The sequence below is a fragment of the Nonomuraea roseoviolacea subsp. carminata genome, from assembly GCF_024172185.1.
In the GTDB taxonomy this organism is placed as follows: Bacteria; Actinomycetota; Actinomycetes; order Streptosporangiales; family Streptosporangiaceae; genus Nonomuraea; species Nonomuraea roseoviolacea.
On record NZ_JAMZEC010000001.1, the window covers coordinates 2,941,877 to 2,957,537 of the forward strand.

The following is a 15,661-nucleotide window of genomic DNA, read 5'->3' on the forward strand; positions in this document are numbered from 1 at the left end:
CCGCCACCCCCTCACACGTCGAACGGCACGAATCGAGGCACGATCTTGAGCACGGTCATCTCCCAGGACGGCACGGTCATCGACTACGACCGCCACGGTGACGGGCCCGCGATCATCTTCATCGGCGGCGCCACCCAGTACCGCGCCATCGACCCGAACACCGCGGAGGTCGCCCGGCGGCTCGCCGGCGAGGGCTTCACGGCGATCGACTACGACCGGCGCGGACGCGGCCGGTCCGGCGACACCGCGCCGTGGGCGCTGGAGCGGGAGGTCGAGGACGTCGCGGCGCTGGTCAAGGCGGCCGGCGGCACCGCGACCCTCTACAGCAGCTCGTCCGGGGCGACCGTGGCGCTGGCCGCCGCGCAGGCCGGCGTCGGCGTCACCGCGCTCGCCCTCTACGAGCCGCCGCTGTTCGCCGGCCTCGACCACGGCGAGCACCTGACGACGATGCGCGCCCTGCTGGCCGAGGGCAAGCATGACGAGGCGATGCGCTACGAGATGACCGCGGTGTTCGGCGTGCCGGCCGAGGCCGTCGAGGGCATGGCCCAGGGCCCCGGCTGGGCCGACCTGGTGGCGGTCGCGCCCACGCTCGTCTACGACCTCGCGGCCGTCCACGACGTCAACACCGACCCCGACTGGGCCGGCCGCTGGTCCGCGGTCACGGTGCCGACGATCGTGTACTCGGGCGACCAGACGTTCCCCGGCATGCCGGAGGCCGCCGACGCGGTGGCGGCCGCCCTGCCCGACGCCACCCGCCGCGTCCTCCCGGGCCAGGGTCACGGCCCGTCCCCCGACGCCATCGTCCCGGCGCTCCTGGAGTTCCTCCGCTAGGGACAACGTGCGATCATCGTGGCCATGACATCGACCAGAAAGGGCCATGCCGCGTAGGCGCCCTTCCGAGGTCCGTACGCGCAGGTCGTCGTGCGGCACCCACAGAGACCTGGTCCACCATGTCCCGGGGCTCGGCCGTCGCCCCATGGTCGCGGTGGTCGCCCTCGAACACACCCGGATGTGGCCGGGGGCCGTGGCGGACGCCCTGGTGGCCTGGCAGCACGCGGCCCTCCTCGGCAGCGCCGACCGTCTCCTCCATAGGTGCCTCTGCGACGAGTGCACCGGCTACGCGCCCCGCCTGCGGCTGGACCAGGCTCTCCTCGCCCTGCCGCCGTGGCCGCACGACATCTGTACGCCCTGGTGCTCCCGATCGACCGCTACTACATCGCCCGCCGGTGAGGCGCTACCTGCGGCTGCGCAGCAGCGTCACGGTGAGCCAGATGACAGTGGGCAGCAGGAGGAGCACCACGGGCACGACCAGGGCGCCGACGATGAGTTCGTCGTCGTAAGGGGTGCTCATGAAGGCGTCGTCGTCCACGGCGCGACCCTACCGGCCGGAGTCCCGGCGCGGAGCCGGGTCTGAGAAGCCGGACGGGACAACCACACCGTCAGCTCGGCGCACCACGTCTCTTCACCGTTCACGCTGAACCACGGGATCGAGTTCGCCAGGAGGTCGCGCCGACCGAAGGTCGTCACGTTAGTCAGCCGCGGACGAGCGATCAACCCCCGCCTCGGTTACCGCGCCGGGTCGTACCGAGAACCGCGGCGATGGCGGCGACGAGGACGGGCAGACCGGCGACGAGCACGGCGATCGCCGGCCACGGGGGCTCGAAGGGCACCCGTGGCGGCGATTCCCACTCGCCCGGGGCCGTCAGCGGCCACGCCAGTTGCAGGCCCATGACACATCCGGCGGCCGCGCCCGTCACCGTTCCGCAGGCCGCCACGAGCCCCGCGTGGCAGGCGGCGAACCACCGCAGGCTCGGACCGCCGCCGACGCGCAGCAGCACGCGCATCGGGCGGGAGTCGGCGGGTGTCCGGCGGGTCATGGTCAACGCCGCCCCGAGGGCGAGGGCGATCGCCGCCCCGGCGAAGACCTTCCAGCCGTCCTGGGCCTGGAACCCCTGCTCGACGAAGGTGGTCCCCGAGGCGCCGAGCCGGCGGTCGAGCCGCTCCTGCTCGATCGCCGTGGTGCGGTGAACGGAGGGGTCGATGAGCAGTTCCTCCGGCTCCGGTCGGCAGCCGAGCTCCCGCACGGCCGGCGCCGGGAGGAAGATCTTCTCCTCCTGCGGGGCGGCGGGTCTGGCGGCGGTCGCGGAGAGGATCTTGGTCGTGGACGACGTGTCGCCGTTCCCGCAGGCTTCGTAGTCGACCGTCACCTTGTCGACGTCCGTGCCATCAGCCGTGACGATCACGGCCGTCTGCTCGTCGTACGGCGTCGAGGGGTCTCCGGTGAGATAGCGGAGCAGCCCCTCGTCACCGATCACCACGGCCGAGACATCGCTCTCCCGCTCCCCGTCCACCTTGTGGACGTTCAGGCTCAGGTATCCGAGCACCGGCCGGCGGTAGCTCTGCACGATCGGCACCCCCGGCAGCTCCTGCTGGACGGCCGCGCGTACGGCCGCCGCCTGTTCCGCCGAGGGCCAGGTCACCACGAGGGCGCCGGAGCGGGCCTGCGGACTGTACGCGGCCCTCTCCTGCGCCGTCTGGGCCGTACCGACGATCATGAAGGTGAGCGCGAGCGCCGTCGCACTCGCCGTCGTCGCCGCCACCGCGGCCGCCCGGGGGCCGGCCGCGCCCTGAGCCGCCAGGCGGACCGGCGCCGCCAGCCGTACCGCCCGCCTCCCGAGCAGCGCCGCCAGCCATGGGACGAACGGGCCGATGCCGAGGAGGAGCAGCGCCGCACCCGCCAGAGCCGCGAGAAGAATGAAGGCCAGCGCGGGGTCGTGGGGCACGACCACGCGCGAGGACCGCGCAGTGACCACCAGCAGCGCGACACCGGCGGCCGTCAGAACCACTCCCCAGACCAGGTGGGGCCGGCTCAGGCGAGCATGGCGGCTGATCGGGGCGGTGCGGGCCGCGAGCATCACGGAGCCGTACACGGGCGCGATGACGACGCACAGGATCGTCACCATCAGCGCGGCGTCGAGCACCGCCAAGATCACTTCCTCCACAGGCAGATCGTACGCATCGCCGTCCGGTCGAGGACGTGGAGCCGCCAGAGCGGGATCTGCGGGTGCTGGCGTACTCGCAGAAGTACGCCAGCACCACCCCGCGCGACCAGGTCCACGCCCGCTCGGCCCGGGGAGATCGCCTCACCAGGGCACGCACCGGCCATGCACCGGCCGTTCGGCGCCGGGAAATGCGATCGACAAGGCCGTCGCCGTCCGCCTATGGTGCGGGCCATGACGGATCAGTGCGAGTGCGGGGCGACGGCCGGCCCGCTCGGCGTGTGCGTGGACTACTACCACGGCATCCTGGCCGAGGAGCAGGCCGATCCGCAGATGTATGCCTGGCACGCGCCCGTGGTCTGCGCGTACCTCCTGCAGCACCCGTCCCGGGCTCGCGAGAAGTACCTGGACGGCCAGTTCCGGCAGTTGCAGCTCTACGTGGACCAGGGCCTCGACGCGCTGCTGCGCGTGGCGGCTCACCAGGTGGCGCGCAACGGGCACGGCGCACGGTCCGGCTACGACATGGAGCCTTTGGCGCCGTACGAGCCGCTTCCGGTGGGCGGGCCTCCCGAGCGGTTCCGCGCCGCGTTCTCGGGCCTGCCGTTCAGGGAGGGCAGCTTCGTGGCCGACGGGCACGCCGCGTACGGCCGCCACATCCAGCTCATCGCCGAAGCGACGGTGGAGGGCTGGCGCTCCCTCCGGAGCTGAGGCCCTGGCGATGAGCAGGAGACGCTACGCCGCCCGAGGCGTACCCGGCGGCTACCGGATCTGGGACAACAGGTCTCGCCGATGGTGGGGCGAGCTCTACGAGCTGTGCCCCGACGATCTGCTCAGCGAGCTGAACGGCGCCCGCGACCACGCGAAGATCACCGACCTGCTCCGGCGTCACCGCGCCATGAAGCGATGACCGCCCGTTGCTCTACAGCCTGTAGAGTGTGCGCGATCGTCCGAGTGGGAAGGTGAGGCATGCTGCGCTGGTTCCGGGTCGTGGCGGTGGCCGAGGCGTGCTCCTGGGCGGGCCTGCTGGTCGGGATGTTCTTCAAGTACGTGGCCGCCACCGGCGAGCTCGGCGTGAAGATCTTCGGGCCGATCCACGGAGCGCTGTTCGTGCTGTACGCGGCCGGCGTGATCCTCTCGGCGCGGGAGGCCGGCTGGAGCCGGGGCGCGGTGGTGCTCGGCCTGGCGTGCGCGGTCCCGCCGTTCACCTCCGTGTGGTTCGAACGCCGGATGGCGGCGCGCGAACCGGCCGGTCAGCCCGCCTGACCCCGGCGACCGGCTCGGTAGTGGTCCAGGACGTGCCGGCGCAGCAGGTGGCCGAAGCCGGCGCGTTCGAGGCGTGATCCGAGATCCTCCGGGGTGGTCCCGAGGGCGGCGGCCGTGCGCCCGATGTGCCAGTCGTGCTCGGCCAGCCTGGTCAGCAGGTAGCCGCGCCTGATCTGCGCCTGCGACAGGCGGAAGGTCTTCAAGTAGGCGACCTGCCCGTCGTCGGAGGTGATCGTCTCCCCGATGTGGTTCTCCCGCCGCGGCTCGAAGCGCGGCAGGAAGCGGGAGAGGCGGAACGGCCCGAACCGGTAGACCTCCTCCACCCGGCCGGGCGACGACAGCATCCCCGCCGCCATGGTCGTGTCGTGGAAGGACGCCCACTCCCGTTCGTGCCGCTCGGCCGCCGCGCGCAGGTCGCCCAGCGACGCCACGCGCGAGGCGTCCACCACGGCGGGGACGTCGCGCACCGGGTGGTACAGGGCGTACTCGTGGATCAGCTCGCCGTACAGGTCGTGGATGAGCGTCGGGTGCAGCGCCCGGTAGTCGTCCGGGTGCGGCACCACGGTCGCGGCGGCGAGCGCGTCGGCCACGTAGATCATCAGCCCGCACTGGCCGGGATAGATCTCGAAGATCCGCAGGGCGTCCGCCAGCCCGCTGATCTCGCCGCCGCTGTAGACGACCTCCACCCGCGGCGACAGGTCGCGGCGTGACCACTCCTCCCAGACGATCTCGGGCCCGTTGAAGTGCAGCGCCAGGTAGCCCTCGACGGCCAGGTGCATCGGCAGGAAGCGCAGCCGGTTCTTGTCGACGCGCCGCGCCATGCGGCGCCGCGTCCTGATGCCGATGTGGCGGACCGGCTCGTCGATCTGGGTCCCGTACGCGGCGGCGGGGGTCCCGTCGCGGGTCCAGGAGGCGACGAAGGCGTGCGGGATGTAGGCCCGGTAGCTCGTCCTGTCGGTCAGCGACACCACGGACGGCTCGTCGCCGTAGATCGTGGCGTGCAGCCGCAGGTCCAGGATGGGCTCGCGGCGGACCAGCGGCACCAGGCGCACCGACCCCCAGGTCTGCGCGGGCCGCGTCTCCAGCCCGGTCAGGTCGATCATCGCCCCGCCATCCTCTCCGCCACCCCCGCCGCCCGCTCCCCCATCCGCTCTGCCACTCCCGGCGCCCGCTCCCCCATCCGCTCTGCCACTCCCGGCGCCCGCTCCCCCATCCGCTCCGCCGCCCCCGGCGCCCGCTCCGCCATTCGCTCCGCGGCCCGCTCGGCCAGGTAGGCGCGCAGCTCGGCCGGGCCGGTCCGGCCCTCGGCGAACTGGGCCAGCTCCACCAGCGCCGGGAGGTCCTCCGCGTCGCGGATGCCCGCGGTGGGCACGCCCGGCGCCAGCCGGCGCACCTCGAAGCCGCCGGCGTCGTACACCGGGTTGACGTGCACGATGCTGACCCTCCGGTCCGGGTCCAGGCGGGCGCGCCAGACGCGCAGCACCTCCGCGGCCAGCCCCGGCGGGGCGTTGTCCCAGCCGTCCGAGACGATGACGAGCCGTTCCGGGGCCGTCTCCAGCCCGTCGACGATCCGCCGCCCGAGCGGCGTGGGCCCGGTCGGGCGCGCCATCAGCGGGTCGTCGCCGCCCGACAGCCAGAGCCCGCGGTAGTCGCCCGCCAGCGCCTCCAGCAGGTGGTGGCAGGCCACGGCGACCGCGAGCGGCCGGTGCCGCTTGGTGACCGAGCCGAAGGCGGAGAAGCTGTCGTCGAGGACCGCGGTGACGCGCCCCCAGGTGCCCGCGCGCGTTCCGGCCGCGCGCGCCGCCGCCGCGCGCAAGGCCGCGGTGAGCTCGGTACGGCGGCGCGCCCGGGTCTGGAAGGGGAGGGAGAGCGCGTAGGAGGCCAGCCGTACCAGGGGCATCGCGGCCAGGTCGGGCTCGACGCCCTGGTCACGCGCCGACTCGGCCAGCCGCATCCGCTCCAGCCTGGTCAGGCGGGGCGCGATCCGCTCCATGAAGATCTGTCGCTTGATCCCGTGCCGCGCGGCGAACCCCTCGGCCACGGTGTACGGCAGCTCGTAGACGGCGGCCTTCTCGTAGTGCGCGCGGCGCCAGGCGTCCAGCAGCGGGTGGTCGAACCTGGCCCGGCCGCGCGGTGCGAAGAGGAAGTCGCCCAGCTCGCCCTCCAGCCGCAGGTGGGCGTGGCGCACCGCGTCCTTGAGCGCCGTACGGTACTTGACCGCGTCGAAGGCCAGGTCGGAGCGGCCGGACAGCCATCCGGCGATGATCGCCCGGGTGCGCCGGTTGTTGACGCCGAGCCGCCGCAGGTCCTGGAACAGCCGGTAGACGCGCTGCGGCGCCATCCGCGACAGCCGCCAGGCGATCAGGGCGCCGTCGCCGCCGTGCCGTACGAGCAGGTTGCGGATGATCATCGCGGCGTTGTGGTCGTTGATCTCCAGCGCCAGCGTCGCCGCGTAGATCTCTGGATAGTTGCCGTCGATGTAGCTGTGCAGGAACCGCAGCGAGAGCCGCTGCTCGGCCTGCGTGCTGTGGAACTCGCGCTGCCCGGTCGACGTGATCGCCGCGTTGACGAACAGCAGGACGTCTTCGCACTCGATCAGGTCGGCGAACGTCTCCATGATCGCCCCCTTGTCCGGGCCGGCCGGGGAATGAGGGCACGAACTGCGAAGGCATCGCTTTACAGGCGGGTTCCGGAAGTCGCACCGAAGTCCCGCGGCCGACCGGAGACGACGGTACCAACGATCACGGAAGGGCGCATGAGGATATCGAACGGGACGAAGCGCCGATCTTCCGACGGCCGACGAGCCGGCTCTGTCGGGCGAGGTGCGCGTACCCGCCTGGTGAAGCGTCGCCACGCTGTGCCATCTCATCGCGATGCTCGGACGCGACGGCCACCGCGCTGTGCTGCGGCGGGTGCGGGCGGCCCCGAGTTCGGCGACACGCCGTCGCCGCCGGGCAGGGGGCTCGTTCAGGCGGGGTAGGCGTGGGTCTCGGTGGCCTTGACCGAGGCCCAGATCGTCTGACCCGGGGCGAGGTCGAGCTCGGCGAGGGCGGCGGGGGTGATGTCGGCGAACGCCGTGACGGGGCCTTCGAGGTGGACGCGGACGTTGTCGCCGTGCCGTTCGATGCCGTCGATGCGCGCCTCCCAGAGGTTGCGCGGGCTGCCGTCCGGACGGGAACGGTAGAGCGCCACGGCGGCGGGCGGGAACGCCACGAACGCGGCCCCCTCCAGCCGTTCCGACGTGCTGATCAGCAGCTCGCCGACCTTGACCCGCGGCCCGTCGGCCAGGCCGCGGTACAGGTTGAGCCCGACGAGCCGGGCGACGTAGTCGGTGCGCGGGTGGCGGGCCACCTCGGCGGGCGCGCCCTGCTGGACGATCGCGCCGTCCTCGATGACGACCAGCCGGTCGGCCAGCACCATCGCGTCCAGCGGGTCGTGGGTGACCAGCACGGTCGCGCCGCCGAAGTCGGCCAGGTGACGGCGCAGCTCCGAGCGCACCCCCAGGCGGGTGTGCGCGTCGAGGGCGGCCAGCGGCTCGTCGAGCAGCAGCAGGTCGGGCCGTACGGCCAGCGCCCGGGCGAGCGCGACGCGCTGGGCCTGGCCGCCGGAGAGCTGTCGCGGCCTGGCGGCGGCCCGGTCGGCCAGGCCGACGCGTTCCAGCAGGGCGGCGGCCGTGCGCCGGGCCTCGGCCTTGGAGGCGCCCTGGCACCGGGGGCCGAAGGCGACGTTGTCCAGCGCCGACAGGTGCGGGAAGAGCAGGTAGTCCTGGAAGACCATGCCGATCGGCCGCTGCTCGGGGGCCAGGGTGTGCATCGGATGCCCGTCCAGGACGATCTCGCCCTCCGACAGGGGGACGAGGCCGGCCAGGGCGCGCAGGGCGGTGGTCTTGCCCGCGCCGTTGGGGCCGAGCAGCGCGACCACTTCCCCGGCGGCGACGTCGAGGTCGAGGTCGAGGGTGAAGGCGGGCCGGGTCACCACGAGCCGGGCGTGGAGCGTCATGGAGCACTCACCCACCGGTCGCGCACGGTCATGGCGCGCTCACCCACCGGTCGCGCAAACTGGCCAGGATGACCACCGAGACCGCCAGCAGCACCAGGCTGAGCACGATGGCCGCCTCCGGCTCGGTCTCCAGCGCCAGGTAGACCGCCAGCGGCATGGTGCGGGTGGTGCCGGGGAAGTTGCCCGCGAACGTGATCGTGGCGCCGAACTCGCCGAGCGCCCGGGCCCAGCACAGCACCGCCCCCGCCACCACGCCCGGCATGACCATCGGCAGGGTGACACGGCGGAAGACCGTCCAGCGGGAGGCGCCGAGCGTCGCCGCGGCCTCCTCGTAACGCCGGTCGGCGGCCCGCAGCGCGCCCTCTACGCTGATGACGAGGAACGGCATCGCCACGAACGCCTCCGCGACGACCACGCCCGCCGTGGTGAACGGCAGCGTGATCCCGAACGCCGACTCCAGCCACTGCCCGACCAGCCCGCGCCGCCCCAGCACCAGCAGCAGCGCCACGCCGCCCACCACCGGCGGCAGCACCAGCGGCACGGTCACCAGCGCCCGCACCAGGCGCCGGCCCGGGAAGTCGGTTCGGGCCAGCAGCCAGGCCAGCGGCACCCCGAGCAGCAGGCTCATGGCGGTGGCGATGGTGGCCGTCACCAGCGACAACCGCAGCGCCTCCAGCACGTACGGCTCCGCCAGCCGCGCCGGCAGCGTGGACCACGGCGCCCGCACCAGCAGCCCGGCCAGCGGCAGCACCAGGAACGCCAGTCCCGCCAGCGCCGGCACGAGCAGCACCCACGGCGGCCGCGCCGGAGCGGTGCGATGGTGCTCGGTGGCGGCGCCCATGCTGATCAGGGGGCCTCGAAACCGGCCTTGGTCAGCACGTCCCTGCCCTGCGGGGACAGCACCAGGCCGACGAACTGCTGCGCCAGCTCACCGGCGGGAGCCTTCGCGAGGGCGGCGATCGGGTAGTCGTTGATCGCCTTGTCGGCCTCGGGGAAGGCGATGCCCTGGACCTTGCCCGCCGAGGCGATCACGTCCGTGCGGTAGACCAGGGCCGCGTCGACCTCACCCAGCTCGACCTTGGTCAGCGTGGCCTTGACGTCCTGCTCCAGCGTCACGGGCTTGACCTTGAGCCCGGCCGCGCCCAGCGCCTTGACCGCCGCCGCCCCGCACGGCACCTGCTCGGCGCAGAGCGCCACCTTGACCTTGGGGTCGGCCAGGTCCTTCAGCTCGTCCACCTTGGCCGGGTTGTCCGACGGTACGGCGATCTGCAGCTTGTTGCGGACGAACGTGGTCGGCGAGCTCGCCAGCGACGCGTCGGTGACCGTCTTCATCGTGGCCGGGCTGGCCGCGGCGAACACATCCGCCGGCGCGCCCTGCGCGATCTGCTGCGCGAGCGTCGCGCTGGAGCCGAAGTTGAACTTCACCGACGTACCCGGATGGGCCGCCTCGAAGTGCTGGCCGAGCGCGGTGAAGGCGCCGGTCAGGGACGCCGCCGCGAACACCGTAACCTCCTTCGCCCGCTCGGCCCCGCCGGCGGGGGTGGCCGCCGCCGAGCCGGCCGGCGCGGCGGAACCGCACCCCGCCAGGCCGAGCACGAGCGCGACGGGGAGGGCGACGGTCCACCGGGGAAAACGCCTCGACACCAGGGGGCTCCTCACAGGCTGCTGGGCACGCGCTCATGACCAGGGATCTCGACGACGACGTTGGTGGACTTGATCACGGCGATCGCCACCACGCCCACCTCCAGGCCCAGCTCGTCGGCGGCCTGGCGGCTCATCAGCGACACCACCCGGAACGGCCCGGCGGCGATCTCCACCTGCGCCATCACCGAATCCCGGAGCACCTCGGTCACGATCCCGCGGAAGCGGTTGCGCGCCGAGGAACGGTTGCCGCTCTCGGTCTCCCCGACCTGGGCGCGGGCGAAGGCCGCGAGATCGGCGCCGTTCACCTGCCGGTGACCGTGCTCGTCCCGCTCGGCCGCCAGCCGGCCCGCGTCCACCCACCGGCGGACAGTGTCGGCGCTGACCCCGAGCAGCGCCGCGGCCTCGCTGATCCGAAACGTCGTCACAGAACCCCACCTTACCCTTCGCACATGCCAGCCTGAAGACCGCCATCGCCCCGAAACAGCGGGCGGATCTCCTCCTTCGGCGTGGCATCCACGAGAGTGGTGGACCCGCGGCGTCAGGCGATCGACAGGCCCTCCTTGAGGGCCGCGGCGATCCCCTTCTTGTCGTAACCGGCGGTGGGCAGGGTGGACCCGTGGGCGTGACGGACGACGCCCGCGGAGTCGACGAGGACGCTGCCGGACTGCTGGAGCGCGCCGAAGACCTTCCTGCCCAGGCCGATCATCTCGTGCGGCGTGCCCTGGCGGCCGACGAGCACGGGGAACGGGAGCCCGCGCCTGGCCTTCCACGCGGCCGCCTCCGCACGGTCCTCGGGCACCGCGACCAGCACCTGGACGCCGGCGTCCGCGAACTCGTCGCGGCGCCGGACGAGGTCCTTGACGTGCAGGTTGCAGACCGGGCACGACGTCGAGCGCATGAAGTAGATCAGTACGGCGCTCCTGCCCCGGTAGTCGGACAGGCGGACGGTGTGGCCGTCGGTGTCCTGCAGCACCACGTCGGGCGCGGTCGATCCAGTTTCGAGCATGACGGAACTTCCTTTTCAACCTCAGGTTGCTCGGATGGTGAAAAGACGGACCTCACGCGGAAGCGGGGTCACGCGGGCCTTCGGCGGGGCCGCTCATGCCTCCGCCGGCCAAGCCGAGCCGGAGCCTGTTGCGGGCCCGGTGCAGCTGGGACTTCATCGCGGCGTTGCTCAGGCCGAGCGACCGCGCGACCGAAGGCCCCGGGTAGCCGAGGACGTCCCGCATGATCAGCACTCTGCGCTGGACCTCGGGCAGCTCCTGGATGGCCCGCGCGACCAGCTCGGCCTCCAGGCGCCGGATGGCCTCGTCCTCGGCCGAGGACACCAGACCGCTCCTGGCCTCGTCCTGATGCTCGAACAGCAGGCGCTCGTCCTGACGCTCGAACACCAGACGAGCGCGGCGCAGGCACTCGTTCCGGACGATGCGGAACATCCACGATGCCAGCGCCCCGGTGGCGCGGAGCGAACCGATCTTCCGGTAGAGGATGATCAGCGCTTCCTGCGCGGCGTCCTCGGCATCCTGCGGAGAGGCGCAAAGGTGCTCCGCGAGGCGCCGCACGTGCGTATGGGCGCCGTAGAGCACCGCGGCGATCGACTCACGATCGCCGGCCTGCGCGGCCTCGATGAGCTGCGCGCTCGCCCAAGCCCGGTCAGCCACGCGCACACCCCTGCCCTCGCCGGAACAAGGCCCTGAAGCGTACCCGCCGCACCGCCGGCACCACGACGTCCCCCACACCCGTCTCCCTTCCCCGTGTGGCCATCACCTCATAAGAGGGCCGCACGGCGCGAAAGGATTCACCATGGAACGTCCCGACGAGCTACTGGCCGGCCTGCGAGCTGATCGGAGCCCTGACCCGCCCGCCCACCTGGTCGATACGTTCGTCCCCATGAGCGACGCGACAAGACCACTGACCCTGACGGACGCGACCACGGCATTAGCCATGACGCTCGACGCGCTCGAAGCGACGGGCGCCGACCTGGCGTATCGCGTGTGCGGCACGAGCGCCGCGCTGCTGCAGGGCGTCCCGCTCCGCGCCGGGGACATCGACATCCTGCTCGCCGACCGGGACGACCTGGACACGTTCGCCGCGGCACTGTCGTCCTTCCCCTGCCTGTACGCGGCGTCATGGCTCCCCGAAACCTCGCAGTACTTCACCAGGTTCGCGGTGAACGGGGTCGAAGTGGAGCTCAGCACCCTCGAAAGGGCGGTCGACTCGGACGCGCTGGAATGCGCGGGCAGCGGGCCATGGCGGCATTACGTCCTGCTCCCCTGCGGCTCTCACCATGTGCCGGTCGTCCGGCTGGAACTCCGGTTGGCCACGGAGCTCCTGCGGGACCGGTCCGACCGATATGACCCGCTCATCGACCATCTGGGTACGCACGGGTTCGATCTCGATCTGTTGCGACGGGCGATGGACGCCTGCGACATTCCCGTTCAGGGGCGGCGGCTGGTCCAGGACCGCCTGGCCGCTGTGGCGACCACGATCCAAGCCGATCACCCATGAGCTCTCGCCGGTCCGCGGTGACAGTGGTTTGCAAGGATCTCGCGCTGAAGTATGCGCTGTCTTACTGGCTTAAAGCGGAGTATCGGTGCGCGAAGGCATGAAATGTCCTGACTGCGGGGCGATGTTGTCCGGGACCGGGCCGCAGGGGCCGGTGGCCAGGTGTCCGAAGTGCGCGTTGCCTCTGCGGGGACCCGCCGCGCACGAACTCTGGCTGGTGGACCAGACTCTCGCAGAGCTGCGGGACCGGCAGGCGCGGCTGCAGGCCCGCCGTACCGAACTGCTCGGCATCCTGCGCGCCGGCGCGCCCACCGAGGGTGCGGCAGGCACGGGACTCGCGACCTCGGGTACGGCGGGTCAGGGGCCCGCGGGAGCGCTGCCACCGAACACCGGAGTCGCCGCAGGACCCGGCGCCCCGGCGCGCGAGGTCTCCCCAGGCGCCGCGAAGAACGTCCTGCTCATCCTCGGCGGCCTGCTGCTGACGGTGGCGGCGGTGGTGTTCACCGTGGTGAGCTGGGGTCTGCTGGGCATCGGCGGGCGGGCGGCCGTGCTGGCCGTGTTCACGGCGCTGGTCATGCTGGCGCCGATCGCGCTGCTCCGGCGCCGGCTCACCGCGACGGCCGAGACCGTGGCCGGATTCGGGGTCGCGCTGCTGCTGCTCGACGGCTACGCGGCCAGGCGGGTGGGGTTCCTCGGAGTGGACGCCCTCGACGCGCTGGCCTACACCGCCGGGATGCTCGGGCTCATCGCGCTCGTCCTGGTGGCCTATGCGCGGGTGACCCGGCTTCGCGGACCTGCTCCGGTCGCCGTGGTGCTGGCGCAGCCCGTCCTGCCACTGCTGACCGGCGAGTGGTCGATGACCTGGCTGGTGGCCATGCTGGTGGCCACGGCGGCGCTCGACGTCCCCCTGGTCCGTTACGGCCGGGGAGCGGTGAGGGTGACGGCCGCGCTGGCCGGCAGCGGGGTCGCGACGCTCGCCCTGCTGGGCGGCGCGACGAACGCCCTCGGAGCGCCGTCCGTCGGTGAGGCGGCGGTCAGGTCGGTTCCGCTGGTCGCGCTGGCTGTGCTCGGCGGGTTCGTGACATGGCTGCTGGCCGAGCCGGGCAAGGACGAAGGGCAGACCTGGGCCGCCGCCGTCACCGTCGGAACCACGCTCACGCTGATCGCCGTACCGGCCGCGCTGGCGCAGCCCGCGCTGAACGGTCCCGGCACGTACTGGCGTCCCCTGGCCTACCTGGTCCCCGCACTCGCCGTCGCGCTCGCGGCCACCTGGCTGCCCTGGCGGAAGGTACGGTCGGCGGGCATGGCCACCGGCGGGCTGGTGGCGCTGCTGACCACGCTGACGTTGCTGTCCCGGCTCGTGTCCACGCTGGCGGCGCCGTTCGCCTGGCTGGACGTGCTCTGGACGGGCACGTGGCACGGACCGCGGTGGCGGCCGTTCGAGGCGGCGTCGCCGGCGGACGTGGTGGCGCTGGGGGTGCTGGCGGCCGGCCTCCTGGCGGCGGCCGTGCGCGGCACCGGCACGCGCCCGGCGAAGCCGGCGGAGCCGGCGGAGCCCGGGGCGATGGCGTCCGGGGGGATGGTGTCCGGGGGGATGGTGTCCGGGGGGATGGTGTCCGCGGCGCTGATGGTCGCGGCGCTGATGGTCGCGGTCGCCCCACAAGCCTTCGGGATGCCGTACCCGGCCGCGGTGGCGGTCCAGGCGGTGCTGGCCGTCGCACTGACGACGGCCGCCGCACTGGGCCGGGCGCCCTGGTGGTCGGTGACCTGTGCGCTCGTCGCCGGCCCGGTCTCGCTACGGGCGGCGGCGTACGCGTTCGGCAGCGAGCCGGCAACGCTGATCGTCCTGCCGATCCTGGCGCTGGCCACGGCGGCCCTGGCGCTGCGGGCCAGGCTGAAGGAACTCCGGATCTGGGGACTGGGCTTCGCCGCGCTGTTCCTCGGGCTGGAGGCGGTGGTGGTGGGCTTCTCGCTGGGCCTGCGCGTTCTGGTCGCGGCGAGCGTGGGCTTCGCCGTGGCCGGGGTGCTGGTGCTGCTCATGTCGCTGTGGGCGGGCTCGGCCGTCCGAGGCGGCGCGAACGGCCTCAGGTATACGGGCACTGTCCTGCTGTTGCTGGCCTCGTGGCTGCGGCTGGCGGTGGACGAGGTCACCGTCGTCGAGGCGTACACGGTGCCGTGCTCGCTGGTCCTGCTGGGAGCCGGGTGGTGGCGGCGGCGTCGCGGCGCACCGGTCTCGTCCTGGACGGCCTATGGTGCCGGCCTCTCGTTCACGATGCTGCCCAGCCTGGTGGCGGTCTACGTGGACACCGAATGGCGGCGCTCGCTGACGCTCGGCGTGCTGGCGCTGGCGGTGCTGCTCGCCGGAGCCCGGCTCCGGCTCCAGGCCCCCACGGCGATCGGCGCCGTCGTGGTCGCGGGGGTCGCGGTGCGGGAACTGGCCCCGTACGTCTCGGAACTGCTCCTCACCGTGCCGAACTGGGTGCCGATCGCCGTGGGCGGCCTGCTGCTCGTGGTGGTCGGCGCTACGTACGAGGCCCGCATGCGCGACCTGCGCCGATTGCGCGAAACCCTGACGGCGATGAGCTGACGCACCGCCCCCGAAAGGTCATTACTGATAGAATGTACGAAACGCGTCGGACACCGCTGCCGGGTCCGACGCTTTTCATATGTCCACCAGAATTCCTCCTCGGCGCGCTCGCGGAACCCTCTTCCACACCGCGATCACAGATCCGCGTGGCGACCATGTGCTGCCGCTGGCGATGCTCCGGGACCGTCACCCGGACCTCCACGCACGCCACGTCGCCAAATACATCGGCCGCGAGGACCGCCTGCGCGAGCGGGTGATACCGCTCGACTGCGCATGGGCTGACGTGGTCTTCCTTTCACCGTTCGACCCCACGGTGTTGTTCGACGCAGCGCGGAGCGCCGGCCGACGTGTGTGGGACGGCCCGGTCTGGACACTCGACGCGGCGAAGCTCGCCCCGGAGCGATGCTGCATCCGGCTCATGCGTGTCACACCAGGATCCGGGACCGCCGACCCAGGCACGGAGGACGACTGTCTCCCTCTGACCACCGCCACGCTGCGGGCTGTCTCCGAGGTGACCCACCGCGCTCTTGAGCGGCTCCGGAACCTCGGCCCCGAGGAGCCGCTGCTCCCGTGGGGTGACGTGCCACACGTCCTTCACCGCGGACCAGTGGCGCTCAACCTCTTCCAGGAAGGAGCTTGAGCAGCGGCTGCCGACGTGGGATCT

16 protein-coding genes are annotated in these 15,661 nt (G+C 72.7%); 7 read left to right on the forward strand and 9 right to left on the reverse strand.

Translation table 11 applies throughout. The features are described 5' to 3' along the window. Positions 1 to 45 precede the first annotated feature (45 nt). Positions 46 to 831 carry an alpha/beta fold hydrolase gene (locus HD595_RS13580; protein ID WP_253768925.1) on the forward strand — a complete coding sequence of 262 codons (786 nt, stop codon included), beginning with the start codon at positions 46 to 48 and terminating at the stop codon, positions 829 to 831. A gap of 719 nt (positions 832 to 1,550) precedes the next feature. Here HD595_RS13580 and HD595_RS13585 read toward each other — a convergent pair. Further along, complete coding sequence (locus HD595_RS13585) at positions 1,551 to 3,002, reverse strand: hypothetical protein (protein WP_253768927.1); 1,452 nt, start codon at positions 3,000 to 3,002, stop codon at positions 1,551 to 1,553. Positions 3,003 to 3,233: 231 nt separating this feature from the next. Here HD595_RS13585 and HD595_RS13590 point away from each other — a divergent pair, with 231 nt between their 5' ends. The 3 genes from HD595_RS13590 to HD595_RS13600 are packed head-to-tail and all read left to right on the forward strand — an operon-like array spanning position 3,234 to position 4,262. Next, positions 3,234 to 3,707: a DUF5946 family protein gene (locus HD595_RS13590; RefSeq protein WP_253768929.1), complete on the forward strand. Its 474-nt coding sequence runs from the start codon at positions 3,234 to 3,236 to the stop codon at positions 3,705 to 3,707. 10 nt (positions 3,708 to 3,717) lie between these two features. Beyond that, positions 3,718 to 3,906, forward strand: coding sequence for a hypothetical protein (locus HD595_RS13595; RefSeq protein ID WP_253768931.1), 189 nt, complete (start codon positions 3,718 to 3,720; stop codon positions 3,904 to 3,906). A gap of 59 nt (positions 3,907 to 3,965) precedes the next feature. Continuing rightward, on the forward strand, positions 3,966 to 4,262 hold the full coding sequence (locus tag HD595_RS13600) for a DUF3817 domain-containing protein (protein ID WP_253768933.1): 297 nt from the start codon (positions 3,966 to 3,968) through the stop codon (positions 4,260 to 4,262). Here the strand turns inward: HD595_RS13600 and HD595_RS13605 are convergent. The 8 genes from HD595_RS13605 to HD595_RS13640 all read right to left on the reverse strand — a co-directional run bounded on the left by HD595_RS13605 (position 4,250) and on the right by HD595_RS13640 (position 11,566). Beyond that, positions 4,250 to 5,365, reverse strand: a complete 1,116-nt coding sequence (locus HD595_RS13605; protein ID WP_253768935.1) for an ARPP-2 domain-containing protein — start codon at positions 5,363 to 5,365, stop codon at positions 4,250 to 4,252. The two genes, HD595_RS13600 and HD595_RS13605, sit on opposite strands and share 13 nt — an antisense overlap. Beyond that, a complete protein-coding gene (locus tag HD595_RS13610) occupies positions 5,362 to 6,879 on the reverse strand; it encodes a hypothetical protein (RefSeq protein WP_253768937.1) in 1,518 nt (505 codons plus the stop codon). The genes HD595_RS13605 and HD595_RS13610 overlap by 4 nt, the downstream gene beginning before the upstream one ends. Before the next feature lie 350 nt (positions 6,880 to 7,229). Further along, positions 7,230 to 8,261 (reverse strand): ABC transporter ATP-binding protein, encoded by a 1,032-nt coding sequence (locus tag HD595_RS13615; RefSeq protein WP_253768939.1) that lies wholly within the window; start codon positions 8,259 to 8,261, stop codon positions 7,230 to 7,232. 28 nt (positions 8,262 to 8,289) lie between these two features. Beyond that, positions 8,290 to 9,102: a molybdate ABC transporter permease subunit gene (gene modB, locus HD595_RS13620; protein WP_253768941.1), complete on the reverse strand. Its 813-nt coding sequence runs from the start codon at positions 9,100 to 9,102 to the stop codon at positions 8,290 to 8,292. A 5-nt stretch (positions 9,103 to 9,107) separates the two neighbouring features. Next, positions 9,108 to 9,905 carry a molybdate ABC transporter substrate-binding protein gene (gene modA, locus HD595_RS13625; RefSeq protein ID WP_420540704.1) on the reverse strand — a complete coding sequence of 266 codons (798 nt, stop codon included), beginning with the start codon at positions 9,903 to 9,905 and terminating at the stop codon, positions 9,108 to 9,110. A gap of 11 nt (positions 9,906 to 9,916) precedes the next feature. Further along, positions 9,917 to 10,330 carry a TOBE domain-containing protein gene (locus tag HD595_RS13630; RefSeq protein ID WP_253768943.1) on the reverse strand — a complete coding sequence of 138 codons (414 nt, stop codon included), beginning with the start codon at positions 10,328 to 10,330 and terminating at the stop codon, positions 9,917 to 9,919. A gap of 113 nt (positions 10,331 to 10,443) precedes the next feature. Then, a complete protein-coding gene (locus tag HD595_RS13635) occupies positions 10,444 to 10,911 on the reverse strand; it encodes a peroxiredoxin family protein (RefSeq protein WP_253768945.1) in 468 nt (155 codons plus the stop codon). A 52-nt stretch (positions 10,912 to 10,963) separates the two neighbouring features. Beyond that, positions 10,964 to 11,566: an RNA polymerase sigma factor gene (locus HD595_RS13640; protein ID WP_253768947.1), complete on the reverse strand. Its 603-nt coding sequence runs from the start codon at positions 11,564 to 11,566 to the stop codon at positions 10,964 to 10,966. A gap of 142 nt (positions 11,567 to 11,708) precedes the next feature. On the opposite strand from HD595_RS13640, the gene HD595_RS13645 reads away from it, so the two are divergent. The 3 genes from HD595_RS13645 to HD595_RS13655 all read left to right on the forward strand — a co-directional run bounded on the left by HD595_RS13645 (position 11,709) and on the right by HD595_RS13655 (position 15,637). Beyond that, positions 11,709 to 12,413: a hypothetical protein gene (locus tag HD595_RS13645; protein WP_253768949.1), complete on the forward strand. Its 705-nt coding sequence runs from the start codon at positions 11,709 to 11,711 to the stop codon at positions 12,411 to 12,413. Between the two features lie 214 nt (positions 12,414 to 12,627). Further along, positions 12,628 to 14,997: an SCO7613 C-terminal domain-containing membrane protein gene (locus HD595_RS13650; protein ID WP_253768951.1), complete on the forward strand. Its 2,370-nt coding sequence runs from the start codon at positions 12,628 to 12,630 to the stop codon at positions 14,995 to 14,997. A gap of 79 nt (positions 14,998 to 15,076) precedes the next feature. After that, complete coding sequence (locus HD595_RS13655) at positions 15,077 to 15,637, forward strand: hypothetical protein (RefSeq protein ID WP_253768953.1); 561 nt, start codon at positions 15,077 to 15,079, stop codon at positions 15,635 to 15,637. Positions 15,638 to 15,661 lie beyond the last annotated feature (24 nt).